Here is a 14,853-nt window from a genome sequence, read left to right on the forward strand (position 1 = left end):
GGGGTGTTCCGGCCGGGCGTCTTCGTGCGTGCGTGCGTGTTTGTGCTGTGTCCGCTGGTGGCTCAGTACCAGTGGTGGGTCTGCCAGAAGTTCCAGGCGCCGACGGGGCTGCCGTAGCGGGAGTTCATGTAGTCCAGGCCCCACTTGATCTGGGTGGCCGGGTTGGTCTTCCAGTCCGAGCCCGCCGAGGCCATCTTCGAGGCCGGCAGGGCCTGGACCAGGCCGTACGCGCCCGAGGCGGAGTTCGTGGCGGTGTGGTTCCAGCCACTCTCACGCGTCACGATCTTGGAGAAGGCCGCGAACTGCGCCGGGTCCTTGATCATCTGCTGGGCGATCGCCTTGGCACTCGTCGGGGCGGCCTGCGCGGGAACCGCGGCCAGCATGGAACCGGCGACACCCAGGGCGACGACGGTACCCGCGAGAGTCTTCTTCGAAGCGGCGATGCGGCGGATGACAGCGTTGGACACGGAGAAGCCTTCCGTAGGGAACAGGACGGCCGCGGGCACGCCGAAGACGTGCGTGAGCCACTCACACGAAGGAGAGGGGATCGTCGGCGGGGGATCGAGCGGGGGCGAAACACCCCTGCCGCCTTGCGACTCATCCAGTTCTACAGACGCCCCGACGGCGTGGCAAAGGGCCCGCTTACTAGCCGCCCTCGCAGCCGGGGCGCACCGGCCCCGGTGGGGGTGGGGTGGTGTCGACGCAGGTGGGGGCCGGTTTCGGGGGGTATGTACGGGGCCTTCGAGGGCTACGATCCCGGATCGTATGTGACCTGGGTCCTGTGGGCCGCCTCACCGGCAGACCCCCCGGATCTCACCGAACGTGACCGGCTGTACTCCTTTCGGGGAGGGCGTCAGGGGTGGAAACCTGCCCGGAATCGAAGGAAACGGGCGCATCGAACGCGGCCTTCCGTGTCGCCCGGCGCAGCGCCTTCAGCAGGTAGTACCCAGGCTCCCCAGCGAGGCGGCCGGGCGCCAGGCAACACGAGCGTTCACAGGAACGTCGAAGGTGTCCAGCCCGGATCACGCCCGCTCAACCCGACCGCCCGGTCCGGCAGCAACAGCTCGCGTCGTCCTGCCCGTCGTCCTCCCAGCCGCACTCGGGGCAGATCTCGAAGTCGGCCCGTTTCTCCAGCGTCGGCTGGAAGCAGCAGGGGCACGCAACGAGGCCGTTCGTGGTGTCGATCGAGGGCACGGTGGGTGGGGCTTCAGGAGGCATGGCCGACATCGTTCCGCTCTCTCGAATGATCCACAAGAAGCGGCGTGACGGGGGCGGGCCCGGAGGCGTACTTCCTTGCGCGGCCGGGCTCCTGCATCATGGCCCGGCACCGGAGTTCACCCGCGCGGGCCGCCGCCCCGCGACCCGCCACCGACCGCGACGCGGAGGCCCGTGTGCTGTCCCACGACCAGGCAAGGCGCGACGAGCTGTACCTCGACCCGTACCCGCTCTACGCCCGCGCCCGCAAGGCCGAAGGACTGACCTACGTACCCGAGTTCGACGCGTGGCTGGTGGCCCGAGACGAGGACGTACGGGAGGTGCTGCTGCGCGCCGAGGAGTTTTCCTCCGCCAACGCCCTGCTGCCGGACGTCCAGCTCTCGGAAGCGGCGCTCGGTGTCCTGCCGCGGGGGTTCGCGCCGCGTCCCACCGTCGTCACCACGGACGGCGCCGATCACGGGCGGCACCGGGCCGTGCTGAACCGCGGACTGTCCTCGGCGCGCGTCGCCGCCCTGGTGCCGTACGCCCAGGAGTGCGCGCGGGAGCTGGTGGACGGGATCGCGGCGGGCGGGTCGGCCGAGTTGGTGGAGGCGTACGCCCGCCGGCTGCCCGGGCAGGTGGTCGGTCGGCTGATCGGGCTCGACCCCGCGGATGTGCCTGCCGCGGTGTACGGGGGGTACCGGGCCGAAGAGCTGCTGTTCAGGCCGATGCCGCCGCACGCGCAGGCGGCCGCGGCCGCGGACGTCGTCGCGCTCCAGCACCTGCTGGACGGTTACCTGCGCGACCGGCGTGCCGCTCCCCGGGACGATCTGTGCTCGGCGATGGTGGCCGCCATGGCGCCCGGCACCGGCGAACTCACCCTGGAGCAGCGCCACGAGCTGGTGGCGAGCCTCCAGAACCTCCTGATCGCCGGATTCCTCACCACCAGCGCGATGATCGGCAGCACTCTGCTCCATCTGCTGCGCGACCGGTCGCAATGGGAGACGCTCTGCGCCGATCCGTCGCTCATTCCGGCCGCCGTGGAGGAAGCGGCACGCTACGACACGGCCGTACAGGCCTTCCGCCGCACCGCCACCCGGCCGGTGTCGCTCGCCGGCACGAAGCTCCCTTCCGGTGCCAATGTGCTGGTCGCCTACGGTTCGGCCAACCGGGACGAGGACCGGTACGAGCGGGCCGACCGGTTCGACATCACCCGCCCCGCCGGTCATCACCACCTGGCCTTCGGCCACGGTCCGCACGGCTGCCCCGGCTCACAGTTGGCCCGCGAACAACTGCGTCTGACCTTGGAGCTGTTCACCCGTCGGCTGCCGGGCCTCCGCCTGGATCCCGACGCCCCCTCGCCGACCATGCGCCCCACCTTGATCCACCGCTCACCGCAGACCTTGCACGCGACGTGGTGACCGCCCGTTGCGGCTGTTGCCGTCGTCCTCCCCTTCGCCGGCTGCGGTTCAGCCGCCTCCAAGGCCTCGGCCTCGGCCTCGGTCACGTTTCTCGTCGCCGGCGGTCCGGGGTTTGACGGCCGACGTGAGTGGCGGGTGGGGCCCGGTCCGCGGTACCGCCCTGCCCGAGGGGCGCGCCAACCGGGGCGCCCCCTCCTTTCTATCTGCAACCTGCGTTGTTCGTAGAATTGCCGCATGGAGGACATCGATGCGATCGCCGTATTGCAGGACCCGGTACGGCGCCGCCTGTACGAGTACGTGGTGGCACAAGGCCGTGAGGTCGGCCGCAATGAAGCCGCCGAGGCGGCCGGGGTGTCGCGCACGCTCGCTGCGCACCATCTGGACAGGATGACCGACGCCGGGCTGCTGGAGAGCGGCAGCCGCCGCCTGACGGGCCGCTCGGGGCCGGGGGCGGGCCGTCCCGCCAAGGTGTACACGCGGGCGCGGGCCGAGCGGTCGGTGTCACTGCCCGCCCGCGACTACCGCACCGCCGCCGAGCTCCTCGCCGAGGCCGCCGAGCAGGCCGGGCTGGACGCCGGGCTCTGCGCGGCCGCGCGACGCCGGGGTGAGGTCCTGCGCGGGTCGGCGGCACCCTGCGGCGGCCTCGAAGAGGCCATGGAGACGCTGGCCGCACGCGGCTACGAACCGCACCTGGAAGAGGCCGAGGGGGCGACCGGGGAACCCGCTCGCGTCGTTCGCATGCGCAACTGCCCCTTCCATGCCGTCGCCGAACGCTTCCCACCGCTGGTCTGCGGCATGAATCTCGCGCTACTGGAGGGGCTGCTCGGCGCGGACGGTCCCGTCCGAGCCCGCATGGACGCCCGGCCGGGCGAGTGCTGCGTAGTGGTCGAGACTTCTAAAAACAATGATGATTGACATAGAAATGGGCGCCGTGCTGGGATGAGGCCATGACCGCATCCGCGCACACCGCCCACCTCGCCCAACTCAACCTCGCCACGCTCCGGCACGCCCTCGACGACCCGCGCGTCGCGCCGTTCGTCGAGATGCTCGCTCCGCTCAACACCGCGGCCGACGTCGCACCCGGCTTCGTGTGGCGGCTCGTGGAGGAGGGGGCCGTCGACGCCACCGGCCTGCGTCCGGCGGGTGAGGACGTCATCGTCACCCTGTCGGTGTGGGAGACCCCGGAGGCCCTGTGGGACTTCGCCTACCGCAGCGGGCACCTGGAGGCGATGCGGCGGCGCCGCGAATGGTTCGAACGGCACGTCGAGGCCCACCTGGTGCTCTGGTGGGTCCCCGCCGGTCACCGCCCCAGCGTCGGCGAGGCCCTGGAACGGCTGGCGGACCTGCGGGCGCACGGGCCGTCCCCCCGCGCGTTCACGTTCGCCTCCTCCTTCACCGCCGCCGAGGCCGCCCAGCACCTTCAGGCCGTGCCGCCGGCGCGGCCTGAGCAGGCCACCGAGAGCGCGCGGACGACGCCGACCGGGGATCCCGCGTCGGTCTGAAGGAGGCACGCCCAACCCGACGCAGGGGGCGCCGCCCACGAACCCCGGACACCGCGCTGTTCCCGGTCGGCAGCACTCATCTTCACCGGCGAAGCAGCAGCAGATGGCCGGTGCGGTCCTGTGGCAGCCGCCGGACACGAACACCGGCCGGCTCGCAGCACGGGTGACCGCCGTGTGGCACCGACGGATCCACACGAGACGGGCGACGGTCCCCCGGCCCTGGACAGCCGTACGGGAGCGGGTATTCCGGAGCTGCCCGACATCCGCCCTGTCCCGGCAACGTATGCAGGCGCGGAAGCGCCGGGTGGGCGTCCGGGACAGCGACTGTTCACACCGTCTTGATGCCGCCGCCCTCCACCACGTAGTCCGCGCCGGTCACGCTCGCGGCCCGGTCTGAGGCGAGGAACGCGACGACAGCCGCAACCTCGTCCGGTTCGACCATGCGGCCGGTGGTCAGGCCCATCGCTGCGGGCACCCCGGACACGAAGTCACGGTGCCCGACACCGTTCGCCTCGGCGAGGCGGGCGCCGAAGCCGTTGTCGTCCTCCCACATGCCGGTACGCGTCGGTCCCGGGGAAACGGTGTTCACGCGTATGCCCTGCGGGCCGAACTCCTCGGACAGCGCCTTGCTGAACGCGTTGAGGCCCGCCTTCGCGGCGCCGTACTCGATCGGGCCCGTGCCCGGCAGGCGCGCGGTCATCGACGAGATGTTCACCACGGAACCGCGCCGCTCCAGAATGCTCGGCAGCAGCCGGCGGGTGACCCGGACCGTGCCGAACAGATTGACCTCGAAGCTCTGCGCCCACAAGGCGTCGTCGGTCGCGAGGAATCCGTCCAAGGTGAACGCGTCTCCGCCACCCAGGTTGTTGACCAGGACGTCCACGCCGCCGAGTGCCGCGAGTGCCCGCGCCCCCAACTCCTCGGCACCCTCCGGCGTACTCAGGTCGACCGCGACCGGGTGGGCGCCGGCCTCCCTCAGCTCGGCCGTGATCGTGCGGGCCGCGCCGACCACTCTGACCCCTTCGGCGATGAGCTGCCGCGTGATCGCGAGGCCAACTCCCCGGCTGGCTCCGGTGACGACCGCGGTCTTCCCGGCGAGATCGAGTTCCATGTCAGACTCCTCACAGATTTTTGAACTGTAGGTACAGAATTAGTCCACAAAAAAGGGCCAGTGGCCGATGCCGCTGATCACAGCGACCCCATCACCGCATCCACGACCCGCTCCAACCGCGTGGCATCCTCGGCGGTCTTCGCCAGCACCCGCACGCCGATCACCGTCGCCAGCAGCCAGGCGGCCACCGCCGCCGCGTCCGGATCGAACTGCTTCGGCCTGCCCATGGCCCCACCGTAGCACCGTTCTTGACCTTGAGGTCAAATAGTTCTTACGTGTCAGACAGCCGCCCCGGCCCCCACCGGATCGAGGCCGGCGCCATGCCCGGCGAGCCCGCTTCGCTACGTATTGACGAAGCCGCCAGGGTTCTGAAGACGGAAGCCGGCACTTCAGAGGTGTTGCCCCTGTCGGTTCGACAGGGGCAACACAGGGGCCGGAGCCGTGGCGGTCTCGGCGAATCGGCGCAGCAGCGACGCCAGCCGCCGGTCCGCGCCGAGCGGGTCCTCGCCTCCGCCCGGTTCGGCCGGTCTGCCAGGCCAGGCGGACCAGACCCGAGCCGGACCGGTCGGCGGCACCGGCACCGTCGTCCGTCGAGCGCCTTCCGTGGCGCGCTTACCGCCGGGCGAGTTCGCAGTAGTCGCGGAGGGTGATGTTCTCCGCGGCCTTGCGGGCGATCTTGGCGGCCATGTCCTTCCCCGGCAGGTACGGCATGACCTTGTAGTACCGGTTGAGGAGCGTGGCCATGGCGCGGCTTCCGGGGACCATGAACTTGGCGACGCCGTCACCCATCTTCTGGCAGCCTGCGGCGTACTCGCGCATCTCCTGCTCGTACCGCCCGAACGCGACGCGGTGGTCCCCGTGCGCGGCGGCCAGTTCGCCCGCCAGGACGTAGGCGCCGACCAGGGCGAGCCCCGACCCCATGCCCGACAGCGAGGACGGGCAGTGGGCGGCGTCGCCGATCAGGGCGACCCTGCCGCGGGACCAGGTGTCCATGTGGACCTGACCGACCGAGTCGAAGTAGAAGTCGGGGGCGTAGCGCATGTCGTGCAGGAGCCGGTCGCTCTCCCAGCCGTTGCCGGTGAAGGTCTCGGTCAGGACGGCCTGCTGCCGCGCCACGTCACGCCGGTCCAGGTCCAGTTGCGGGGAGGCGAAGTAGAAGACGGCCTTGGCCTGGGTGTTGTCGCGGGCGCTGTACATGGCGACGAGCTTGCCCGCGGTGCGGTAGGCGTGCCCGGTGTGGTCGAGCCCGAGACGGTTGGCGGTGGTGAAGATCGCGCAGTTCACGCCGAGGTGCTTGACGAACTGCTCTTCGGGCCCGAACGTCAGGCGGCGGGTGTTGGAGTGCAGCCCGTCGGCGCCGATCACCAGGTCGAACCGGCGCGGGGCGCCGCGCTCGAAGGTCACGTGCACGCCGTGGGCGTCTTCGGTGAGCGAGGTGATGGAGTCGCCGAAGACGTACTCGGTGTGCTGCTTGGTCGCGTCGTACAGGATCCGGGCCAGGTCGCCGCGGAGGATCTCGATGTCCCCGGCGAACAGGTCCGCGGGCAGCTTGGCCTGCGGCTTGCCCGCGCTGTTGACGTACGACATCGAGCCCGTGCCGGTCCGGGCGCGTTCGAGGTCGGCCAGGACACCCATGCGGCGCAGGACCGTCAGGTGGGCCTCGCCACGGAAGTCGACGGCGTAGCCGCCGTCGCGGAGGGCGGGGGCCCGCTCCACGATGGTGGCCTGGAAGCCGTGCCGGTGGAGCCAGTAGGCGAGCGCGGGGCCGGCGACCGAGGCGCCGGAGATAAGGACCTTGAGGTTCGTCATGCCCCAGAGGTTGCAGGGGGACCCTCACCGCGCGCTCACCACGCGCTCACCACGGCGGGAAGGCCCCCGCCCACCGGCCCGGGGCCGCGCTCACCGGCCCGGGGTCACGCCTTGAGGACGGACTCGACGACGCTCTCCGGCAGCCCCAGCATGCGCAGCACCTCCGCGACCGGCGCGCCCACCGTGCCGGCGACCTCGGCGGCCTGCCGGTAGCGCTCGCGCGCTTCGGCGTGGCGGCTCCGGACCGTGGCGACGCGCCCGAGGCCCGTGAGCGTGCGTACGCGGGGCCCCAGGCTCTTGATCCAGTGCGGGTCGATCCGCTCCAGCGCCTCGGTGTACAGCCGTTCCGCCTCGGCGAGGTCGCCCTCCTCCAAGGCGATGTCGCCGAGCCCGCGCTGGGCCGCCGCCAGGTAGGTGGAGTTGCCGGCGCGGCGGGCGAGCGCGGCCGCCTTGGCATAGTCGGTACGTGCCGCCGCCGGATCGTCCGCGGCGAGGTGGTCGCCCCGGTTGACCAGGAGGTCGGCGCTGTCCTCCAGAGCGCCGAGCCGTCCGGTGAGTACGAGGGCCTCGTCGGTCAGCGCGACCGCACGTGTACGGTCGCCGCGCGCGCCCGCCAGGTCGGCGAGCGTGTCCAGGGCCACGCCGACGCCCCAGCGGTCACCGAGCGAACGGAATCCCTCCAGGGCCCGGCCGAAGGCGTCCTCGGCCGCCGCGGGGTCCCCCTGGCCGAGGTGTCCGAATCCCGACACGTAGTGGGCGGCGGCCCGTGCCCACGGCTCGGGGCAGTCGCGCTGGGACGAGACGAGGTCGTACGCGCCCTGCGCGTCGGGCCCGCCCGCGTTCCGCATCATCCACAGCAGCAGCGTGACCGGGTAGCGGCCGCGCCGGTCGCCGGGCCACGCGGCCCCCAGCGCCTTCCCGGCCACCGCGCGGTGCCGCTGCCACACCTGCCCGCCGGTGTCTCCCGGCGCCGACGCGGCGAGCAGCACGCACGCCGCGTACTCCTCGCCGAGCCCGTCGGGGACCGCCTCGCCCACCGCCGTGAGGAGCTCGGTCGCCAGCGGTGCGACGGACGCGGTCGCGCCCCGGATCCACAGGTAGTTGAACGCCGCGGCGAAGAGCTCGAAGGCCGTCTTCACCTCCGGCTCCCGGACCGCCCAGCGCAGCGCCGCCAGCAGGTCACCGTGCTCGGTCGCGACGACGGGCAGCCACTCCAGCTGCTCGGCCCGCCGCAGATGCGGATCGGCCGTGCGCACCAGTTCCAGGAGACGCCGGGCATGGGAACGCCGTACGGAGTCGCCTTCGCCCGCCGCGTCGAGCCGTTCGGCCCCGTAGGCCCGGATCGTCTCCAGCATGCGGTAGCGGCCGCCCGCGACCTCGAGCAGTGACTTGTCGGCCAGCGACTCCAGTGTCTCGCCGTCGATGCCGCACACCCGCGACGCGGACTCGGCCGTCGCGCCTGCGACGAAGACCGTGAACCGCTGCGCGGCCCGTTGTTCGGACGCGGAGAGCAGGTCCCAGCTCCACGCGACCACCGAGCGCAGCGTGCGGTGCCGCTCGTCGGCCGTGCGGTTGCCGCGGGCGGCGACGCCGAGCAGGTCGTCCAGCCGTCCCGCGAGGTCGTCGATGTCCAGGGTGCGCGACCGCGCCGCCGCGAGCTCGATGGCCAACGGCAGGTCGTCGAGCGCCGCGCAGATCCGCCGCACGGTCCCGGGGTCGGCGGTGAAGCCGCGCCGCACGGCCGCGGCCCGCTCGGTGAACAGCCGTACGGCCGCGTCGTCGTCGAGCGGCCGGACCTGGAAGAGGTTCTCGCCGATGATGCCGAGCGGCTCCCGGCTCGTCGCCAGCACGCGCAGCCGCGGGCAGGTCGCCAGCAGCCGCGCCGCCAGCCCGGCGACCTCGTCGACGATGTGCTCGCAGTTGTCCAGTACGAGCAGGAGCACCTGATCGGACAGTGCCGCGATCAGGCGGTCGACCGGCGTCGTGGCGCCGCCGTCCATCCGGAGCCCGTTCTCGCGCAGGCCGAGCGCGGCCAGGAGGGCCTGCGGCAGCCCGGCGCCGTCGCGCAACGGTGCCAGCTCTACGAAGCACACCTGGTCCGCAGCGACCCCGCCGTGCACGAGACCTGCGGCCTCGACCGACAGCCGGGTCTTGCCTACGCCACCGGGCCCGATCAGGGTGACCAGCCGGGCCACGCGCAGCATTTCGGCGACCTCGGCGACCTCTTCGACGCGGCCCACGAAGCTCGTCAGCTGCGCCGGCGGCGCGGCGGGCGTCGGCTCCGGGTCGGTGCTCAGCAGCTCCCGGTGCAGCGCGGTCAGCTCGGCCGAGGGGTCGGCGCCCAGCTCGTCGGCCAGGTGCCGCCGGGTCTCCTCGAACATCACCAACGCCTCGGCCTGCCCGCCCTCGGCGAACAGCGCCCGCATCAGCAGCCCCGCCAGCCGTTCCCGGAGCGGGTGACGGCCCACGAGTTCGCGCAGCTCGGGTACGGCCGCCCTGTGCTCGCCGAGCCGAAGTCCGGCCTCGATGCGGTCTTCGAGGGCACCGAGCCGGTGCTCTTCCAGCCGTACGGCGGCGGCCTGGGCCGTCTCGCTCTCGGGCAGGTCGGCCAGCGCCGGTCCCCGCCACAGCTCCAGGGCCTCGCGCAGCAGCACGACCGCCCGCCCGGCGTCGGCGCCGGCCAACGCCGAACGGCCCTCCGCGGCAAGGCGCTCGAACCGGGAGGCGTCCACATCCTCCGGGTCGACGACGATCCGGTAGCCCGTCCCGGCCCGTTCGATCGCGGCTCCTTCCCCCAGTGCGGCACGGAGCCTGGAGACCTGGGACTGCAGCGAATGCGCCGACCGCGTCCCGGCGGGGTCGATCTCCTCGGCCAGCCGGTCCGTCGAGACCACTTCCCCGGGGCGCACCAGCAGCAGGGCCAGCAGCGCCCGCCGGGCCGGGCCGCCCAGGGGGACCTCGCCGCCGCCGTGCCATGCCCGGGTCTCGCCAAGTATTCCGAACCTCATGGGGGTTGATTATTCACGGCGCGTCGGCGCGGCGGCGCCGCGGCCCGGCGGCGGTCAGGGGGCGATCGGGCCGAGGAACGTCCCGCCCGAGACGTCGACGGTCTGGCCGGTCACCCAGCGGCCCTGCGGGCCGGCCAGGAACCCGACGACGTCCGCGACGTCCTCGGGCTCGCCCAGCCGCCCCAGCGCCGTGATCGACTCCAGCCCGGCGACCACCTCGGGGATGGAGGTGTACCCCGCGGTCATGTCGGTGCGCACCGCGCCGGGCGCGACCGTGTTCACCGTGATGCCGCGACGGCCGAGCTCGTTGGCCAGTGACGGTGCCATCGACTCCAGCGCCGCCTTGGTGATCGTGTAGCCGATCTGGGTGGAGACGGCGAACCGGCTGGCCGTGGAGCCCATGTTGATGATGCGGCCGCCGTCGTTCAGCAGCGCCATCGCGCGCTGGATCACGAAGAACGGGGTGGCGACGTTGATCTCCAGCAGCCTGCCGAACTCCTCCGGGGTGACCTGCGAGATCGGGTTGCCCGAGCTGATGCCCGCGTTGTTGACCAGGATGTCCAGCCCGGCTCCCGCCAGCCCCGCGGTCAGCTCCTCGAACAGCCGGTCCACCGCGCCGGCCTCGCCGAACCGCGCCCGGATCGCGAACGCCCGCCCGCCCGCCTGCTCGATCCGCGCCACGGTCTCCTTGGCCGCGTCGTCGTTGCCGCCGTAGTGGACGGCGACCAGCGCGCCCTCGGCCGCCAGCCGCAGCGCGACCGCCCGGCCGATCCCGCGCGAGCCGCCGGTCACCAGTGCCGTCTTGCCGGTCAGAACGTTCATGGTCACTCCCTCATCGGTTGCCGGTCCGCGGCGGATCCGGCCATGACCCAACAGTCGCTGCGGGGGCTCACCGGACCCTCACCACAGGCTCACCGGCGTACGCCGGCACCCCGCATCCGGCCGGAAGGTGACGGTGGTCCCGTCGTCGATGACGTCATCGACAGTGCGGCAGGGCGTACGGGCTGGGCGTCGTTGCGGGGGCTTCACGCATCGTCGTGACCCGGGATGTGCTGTAGACCGCCGTTGCTGTACAGGAGCTGACCGTTGATCCAGCCTCCCTCGGGAGAACAGAGGAAGCCCACGAGACGGGCACACTCGCCTGGCGTGCCGAGCCTGCCCATCGGGGTGGCCTTGACGAGGGTCTCCCGCACACCGTCGGTCATCCAACCTGTGTCGACCGGGCCCGGATTGACGACATTGGCGGTGACGCCGAGTGCGGCCAGTTCCTGGGCAGCTGCCAGGGTGATCCGGTCGAGGGCGCCCTTGCTCGCCCCGTAGGGCAGGTTCCCGACCGTGTGGTCGCTCGTCAGGGCGACGATGCGGCCGCTGCCGTACGGTCCGCTGAAGTGCTCGGCGTAGGCCTGGATGAGCAGCCAGCCGGCCCGGGCGTTGACGGCGAAGTGCCGGTCGAAGCTCTCGACGCTGGTGTCCAGCAAGCCGGAGGCGACCGACTCGGCGTGGGCCAGGACCAGAGCGGTCACGTGCCGGCCGAACGCTGCCTCGACGCTGTCGACCACTGTGGCAGCGGCGGCCGGCTCGGAGAGATCGGCCTCCAGGAAGACGGCTCGGGCGCCGGTCTCGGCGACCCGTGCGGACAGCCACTCCGGGGCGCCAGTGTCCCTTCCCCAGGGCATCCTCGCGTCGTACGGCGTCCAGTAGGTGAACGCCACGTCCCATCCCGTTTCCGCCAGGCGCGTGACGATGGCGGCGCCGAGTCCACGTCGCCTGCCGGCCCCCGTCACCAGCGCCACGGGCCGCGGTCCTCGTTCCGGCGGGGAGAGGCCTTCATCGATCGGCGTCGGGGGCGACATGGGGCCTCCTCGCGGACGGGGAGGGCTTCGGCTGGCGGGCGGGTACGGCGACGGGGGGCTTCCCTCCGCTGAGCAGCGTCGTCAGGTCCCGTCTCGAGTGGTGCACCGCGAGGAGGTTCGGGCCGAAGAACCTCTCGTCGAACAGGGTGTAGGGCCGGAAGTCGACGCGCCGCGGCATGATCTTCCCCACGCGGTAGCCCAGAGGGCCGAGCAGACCGTACAGGCGGTACAGGAGTGAGCCCGAAAGGATCGCGGCGTAGCCGTACTCGAACTGGACGGCCCCCACCCTGCCGTCGCGCAGGGCCTGTTGGAATCCCTTCAGGACTTCCAGTTCGGCGCCCTCCGTGTCGATCTTGAGGAGATCCACGGTCTCGATGCCGTGCGCGGTCAGGTAGTCGTCTCCCCGGAGCAGCTGCTCCTGCCGCCACTCGAAGTACGCGTCGTGCGGGTAGTCGTACAACGAACTCAGTTCGTCACGTCCCGGGTAGTACTTGACCCGTCGGGTGCCGGACCGGCCTGCCAGCCCTGCCTCGGCCACCACGATGCCCGTCCGTTCAGCCGCGAGGCGTTGAAGTCGGCGTCGCACGGGCAGTACGAGTTCGAAGCAGTGCACCGTGGCCCCGGGGCAGGCGTCGAGGGCGGTCAGGGCCCAGGCTCCGCGGTTGGCGCCCACGTCGAACAGGACGGGGCCGCCGGAACGCTGGTGTACCGGGCCGCCGGCCCGGCTCAAGCACCGCAGGACGCGCTCTTCGCCGTTCGTCGCCGGGCAGTGGTCCTCGGTGTGGAGCACGGAGAGGGCGCCGTACACCGCGTTGCGGGCCGCGCGCACGATGCGGGCGTCGGGATGCGTGCGCACCCACTCGCGCAACGCTCGGTCCGCCCGTGGCGGCAAGCCGCTGGGCCGGACAGCCGGGAACTGGCGTGCCTGCGGACTCACGGCGTACCTCCGGTACCGGTACCGGAGTCCGGGTCGGATGCCCGGATCGCCGTCCCGATGGTGCCGACCGTCTTCCGGAAGCCACGGAAGCGCGTGACCGTGTAGAGCCACAGCCCCGTCGCGGCGGCGGCCGGTACGACGACGAGGACGGCCGAGCGATCGCCGCCGACCAGCATGACCACCACGTACCCGCAGATCATGAGCGGCGGCGTGCAGCCGAACAGCAACATGGCGTACACATCGGCTGCCGTGCTGCTCTGCACGTACACCCTGCTCTGCGGAGCGGCCGTGCCGTACAGCGCCCGCTGCGTCGTCCCGCCGCCGGCGTCGACCCTGCGCAGGAAGTGTTCCCAGCGCAGGACGGGGCGGCTGACGTCCGCGCTGAGCCGCGGGCTGAGTTCGAGGGCGATGTAGCCGGCGATCTTGTGCACCTGGCCGGCGTGGTCGACCCAGAACAGCCACAGGAAACTGGAGGCGGCCGCAAGGCCCAGCAGGACGTCAGGGAGCCTGGTCATCACGGACAGACCGGTGCCGAGCGCCGCGAGCTGGAGGGTGATGAGGGCGTAGGCCAGATTCGTACGGTTGTTGATCTCCTGACGGAGGTTCTGGAATTCGGTGACGTCGATCTCTTCGGGCGTGGGCGGAGCACCGCTCATCCCGAGTCACCCGAGTCACCCGAGTCACCCGTGAAACCGCCCGACCGCACCGCCGCGTACATGTTCTCGAGCCGGCCCGTGTACGCCTCGATCCCGCAGCGCCGCGCCGTCTCCAGCCCGCCGGCGACGACCCGACGGCGCAGCCCCGCGTCGTCGTCCAGCAACCGCAGTGCGGCACGCGCCAGGGCGCCGCTGTCGCCGCGCGGCACGACCAGTCCGTTGACCCCGTCGACGACGGTCTCGACGAGACCTCCCGAGTCGGCGACGACCACCGGCCGCTCGGATGCCATGGCCTCCAACGGGACGAGCCCGTAGGGCTCCTCCCCGGTCGTCGGGTACCAGACCAGATCACATCCCCGGTACGCGTCACCCATCGCGAACGGCGGGAAATCCTGGAACACGACGTGCCCGGCTACTCCGGCGTCGGCCGCGTACCGGGTCAGACGCCGCCTGAGCTCGGAGACGACCGCCGACTCGCCGATGATGTCGTCGCCCGAACACAGGACGAGACTGCCGCGGCCCAACCGGCCGCGTACGTCGACGAAGGCCTCGAGTCCGACGTCCACTCCCTTCCACGGGAGCGGCCGCGCAGGATGGAAGATGACGGGGCGTTCGAGTCGTTCGAGCGCCTCGTGCCGAGGCCCCTCCGAGGCGAACCTCGACACGTCGATGCCCAGCGGCAACGTCACGGACGGAGCCCTGCTCGGGAGGGAGGCGCGCAGGAAGTCACTGACGTACAGGAGCAGGTTCCAGGGCAGGTCCATCACATCGCGGAGTACGTGCTCTCCGGTGTGGTCGTGGACACTGTTGAGCACGACCGGTTCCGTACGCCCCACCTGTCCGCGCGCGGCCTCCACGGCAGCCAGGACGCCGTGCGCGAGCTGCGGCCCGTAGTGATGCGCGTTGTGCAGGTGCACGACATGGGGCCGAATCGAGTCGAGGAGTGTGCGTACGACGGCTTCGATCGACCGGAGATGGACGGCCCGGCCTTCGGTGCCGGCACGATGAACCCTGAGGAGTTCCTCCGGCCGTAGCAGGGGGCGCCGCTGCACGGGCACGCCCTCCCACGTCTCGTCTGACTCCTCTCCCCCGACCAGACACAGGACCTCGTGGCCTCGCCTGCGCAGTTCCCTCACCAGGTCGGCCAGATGTGTCTCCACCCCTCCCCAGGTGGGAGGGAAGGCATGAGCCACCATCATGATGCGCACGCGACGGCCTCTCGATTCCGAACGACGTCCGTTGCTTGGACGAGTCGCATGCCCGACCGGCATGGGTCTGGCGCGGCGACTCCGCGGCGGTCGGGTCCACACGGCGCCGGCCTGCGGCGACCGGATCCCCGGCCTCGAGCGTGGATCAGCGTGT

14 protein-coding genes are annotated in these 14,853 nt (G+C 71.9%); 3 read left to right on the forward strand and 11 right to left on the reverse strand.

The annotated features are described in order from the left end of the window. Positions 1 to 62: 62 nt before the first annotated feature. Positions 63 to 467 (reverse strand): transglycosylase SLT domain-containing protein, encoded by a 405-nt coding sequence (locus tag ACFV0Q_RS14910; RefSeq protein ID WP_385005194.1) that lies wholly within the window; start codon positions 465 to 467, stop codon positions 63 to 65. Positions 468 to 1,032: 565 nt separating this feature from the next. Further along, entirely contained in the window at positions 1,033 to 1,218 is a 186-nt protein-coding gene (locus ACFV0Q_RS14915) for a CPCC family cysteine-rich protein (protein WP_385005196.1), read from the reverse strand. A gap of 44 nt (positions 1,219 to 1,262) precedes the next feature. Between ACFV0Q_RS14915 and ACFV0Q_RS14920 the strand changes: the two genes are divergently transcribed. The 3 genes from ACFV0Q_RS14920 (at position 1,263) to ACFV0Q_RS14930 (ending at position 4,117) form a co-directional block, all read left to right on the forward strand. Beyond that, positions 1,263 to 2,615 carry a cytochrome P450 gene (locus ACFV0Q_RS14920; RefSeq protein ID WP_385005198.1) on the forward strand — a complete coding sequence of 451 codons (1,353 nt, stop codon included), beginning with the start codon at positions 1,263 to 1,265 and terminating at the stop codon, positions 2,613 to 2,615. A 234-nt stretch (positions 2,616 to 2,849) separates the two neighbouring features. Continuing rightward, on the forward strand, positions 2,850 to 3,530 hold the full coding sequence (locus tag ACFV0Q_RS14925) for a helix-turn-helix transcriptional regulator (protein ID WP_385005200.1): 681 nt from the start codon (positions 2,850 to 2,852) through the stop codon (positions 3,528 to 3,530). Positions 3,531 to 3,562: 32 nt separating this feature from the next. Beyond that, on the forward strand, positions 3,563 to 4,117 hold the full coding sequence (locus tag ACFV0Q_RS14930; protein ID WP_385005202.1) for a DUF3291 domain-containing protein: 555 nt from the start codon (positions 3,563 to 3,565) through the stop codon (positions 4,115 to 4,117). 328 nt (positions 4,118 to 4,445) lie between these two features. Here ACFV0Q_RS14930 and ACFV0Q_RS14935 read toward each other — a convergent pair whose 3' ends face one another. From ACFV0Q_RS14935 to ACFV0Q_RS14975, 9 genes are all read right to left on the reverse strand, one after another. Next, positions 4,446 to 5,228 carry an oxidoreductase gene (locus tag ACFV0Q_RS14935; protein WP_385005204.1) on the reverse strand — a complete coding sequence of 261 codons (783 nt, stop codon included), beginning with the start codon at positions 5,226 to 5,228 and terminating at the stop codon, positions 4,446 to 4,448. A 77-nt stretch (positions 5,229 to 5,305) separates the two neighbouring features. Beyond that, entirely contained in the window at positions 5,306 to 5,455 is a 150-nt protein-coding gene (locus ACFV0Q_RS14940) for a hypothetical protein (protein ID WP_385005206.1), read from the reverse strand. A gap of 385 nt (positions 5,456 to 5,840) precedes the next feature. Further along, positions 5,841 to 7,037: an FAD-dependent monooxygenase gene (locus tag ACFV0Q_RS14945; protein WP_385005208.1), complete on the reverse strand. Its 1,197-nt coding sequence runs from the start codon at positions 7,035 to 7,037 to the stop codon at positions 5,841 to 5,843. Positions 7,038 to 7,141: 104 nt separating this feature from the next. Further along, the gene (locus tag ACFV0Q_RS14950) at positions 7,142 to 10,045 is read right to left on the reverse strand and encodes a BTAD domain-containing putative transcriptional regulator (RefSeq protein ID WP_385005210.1); all 2,904 of its coding nucleotides are present in this window, start codon (positions 10,043 to 10,045) and stop codon (positions 7,142 to 7,144) included. Between the two features lie 54 nt (positions 10,046 to 10,099). After that, a complete protein-coding gene (locus ACFV0Q_RS14955; protein WP_385005211.1) occupies positions 10,100 to 10,867 on the reverse strand; it encodes an SDR family oxidoreductase in 768 nt (255 codons plus the stop codon). A 203-nt stretch (positions 10,868 to 11,070) separates the two neighbouring features. After that, on the reverse strand, positions 11,071 to 11,898 hold the full coding sequence (locus ACFV0Q_RS14960) for an SDR family oxidoreductase (protein WP_385005213.1): 828 nt from the start codon (positions 11,896 to 11,898) through the stop codon (positions 11,071 to 11,073). Beyond that, positions 11,873 to 12,754, reverse strand: a complete 882-nt coding sequence (locus ACFV0Q_RS14965; RefSeq protein WP_385005215.1) for an FkbM family methyltransferase — start codon at positions 12,752 to 12,754, stop codon at positions 11,873 to 11,875. The genes ACFV0Q_RS14960 and ACFV0Q_RS14965 overlap by 26 nt, the downstream gene beginning before the upstream one ends. Positions 12,755 to 12,831: 77 nt before the next feature. Continuing rightward, positions 12,832 to 13,491, reverse strand: coding sequence for a hypothetical protein (locus ACFV0Q_RS14970; protein WP_385005217.1), 660 nt, complete (start codon positions 13,489 to 13,491; stop codon positions 12,832 to 12,834). Next, the gene (locus ACFV0Q_RS14975) at positions 13,488 to 14,651 is read right to left on the reverse strand and encodes a glycosyltransferase family 4 protein (RefSeq protein ID WP_385005219.1); all 1,164 of its coding nucleotides are present in this window, start codon (positions 14,649 to 14,651) and stop codon (positions 13,488 to 13,490) included. Before ACFV0Q_RS14975 ends, ACFV0Q_RS14970 begins: the two co-directional genes overlap by 4 nt. Positions 14,652 to 14,853: the final 202 nt, after the last annotated feature.

Source organism: Streptomyces sp. NPDC059564 (genome assembly GCF_042735575.1).
Classification (GTDB): Bacteria; Actinomycetota; Actinomycetes; order Streptomycetales; family Streptomycetaceae; genus Streptomyces.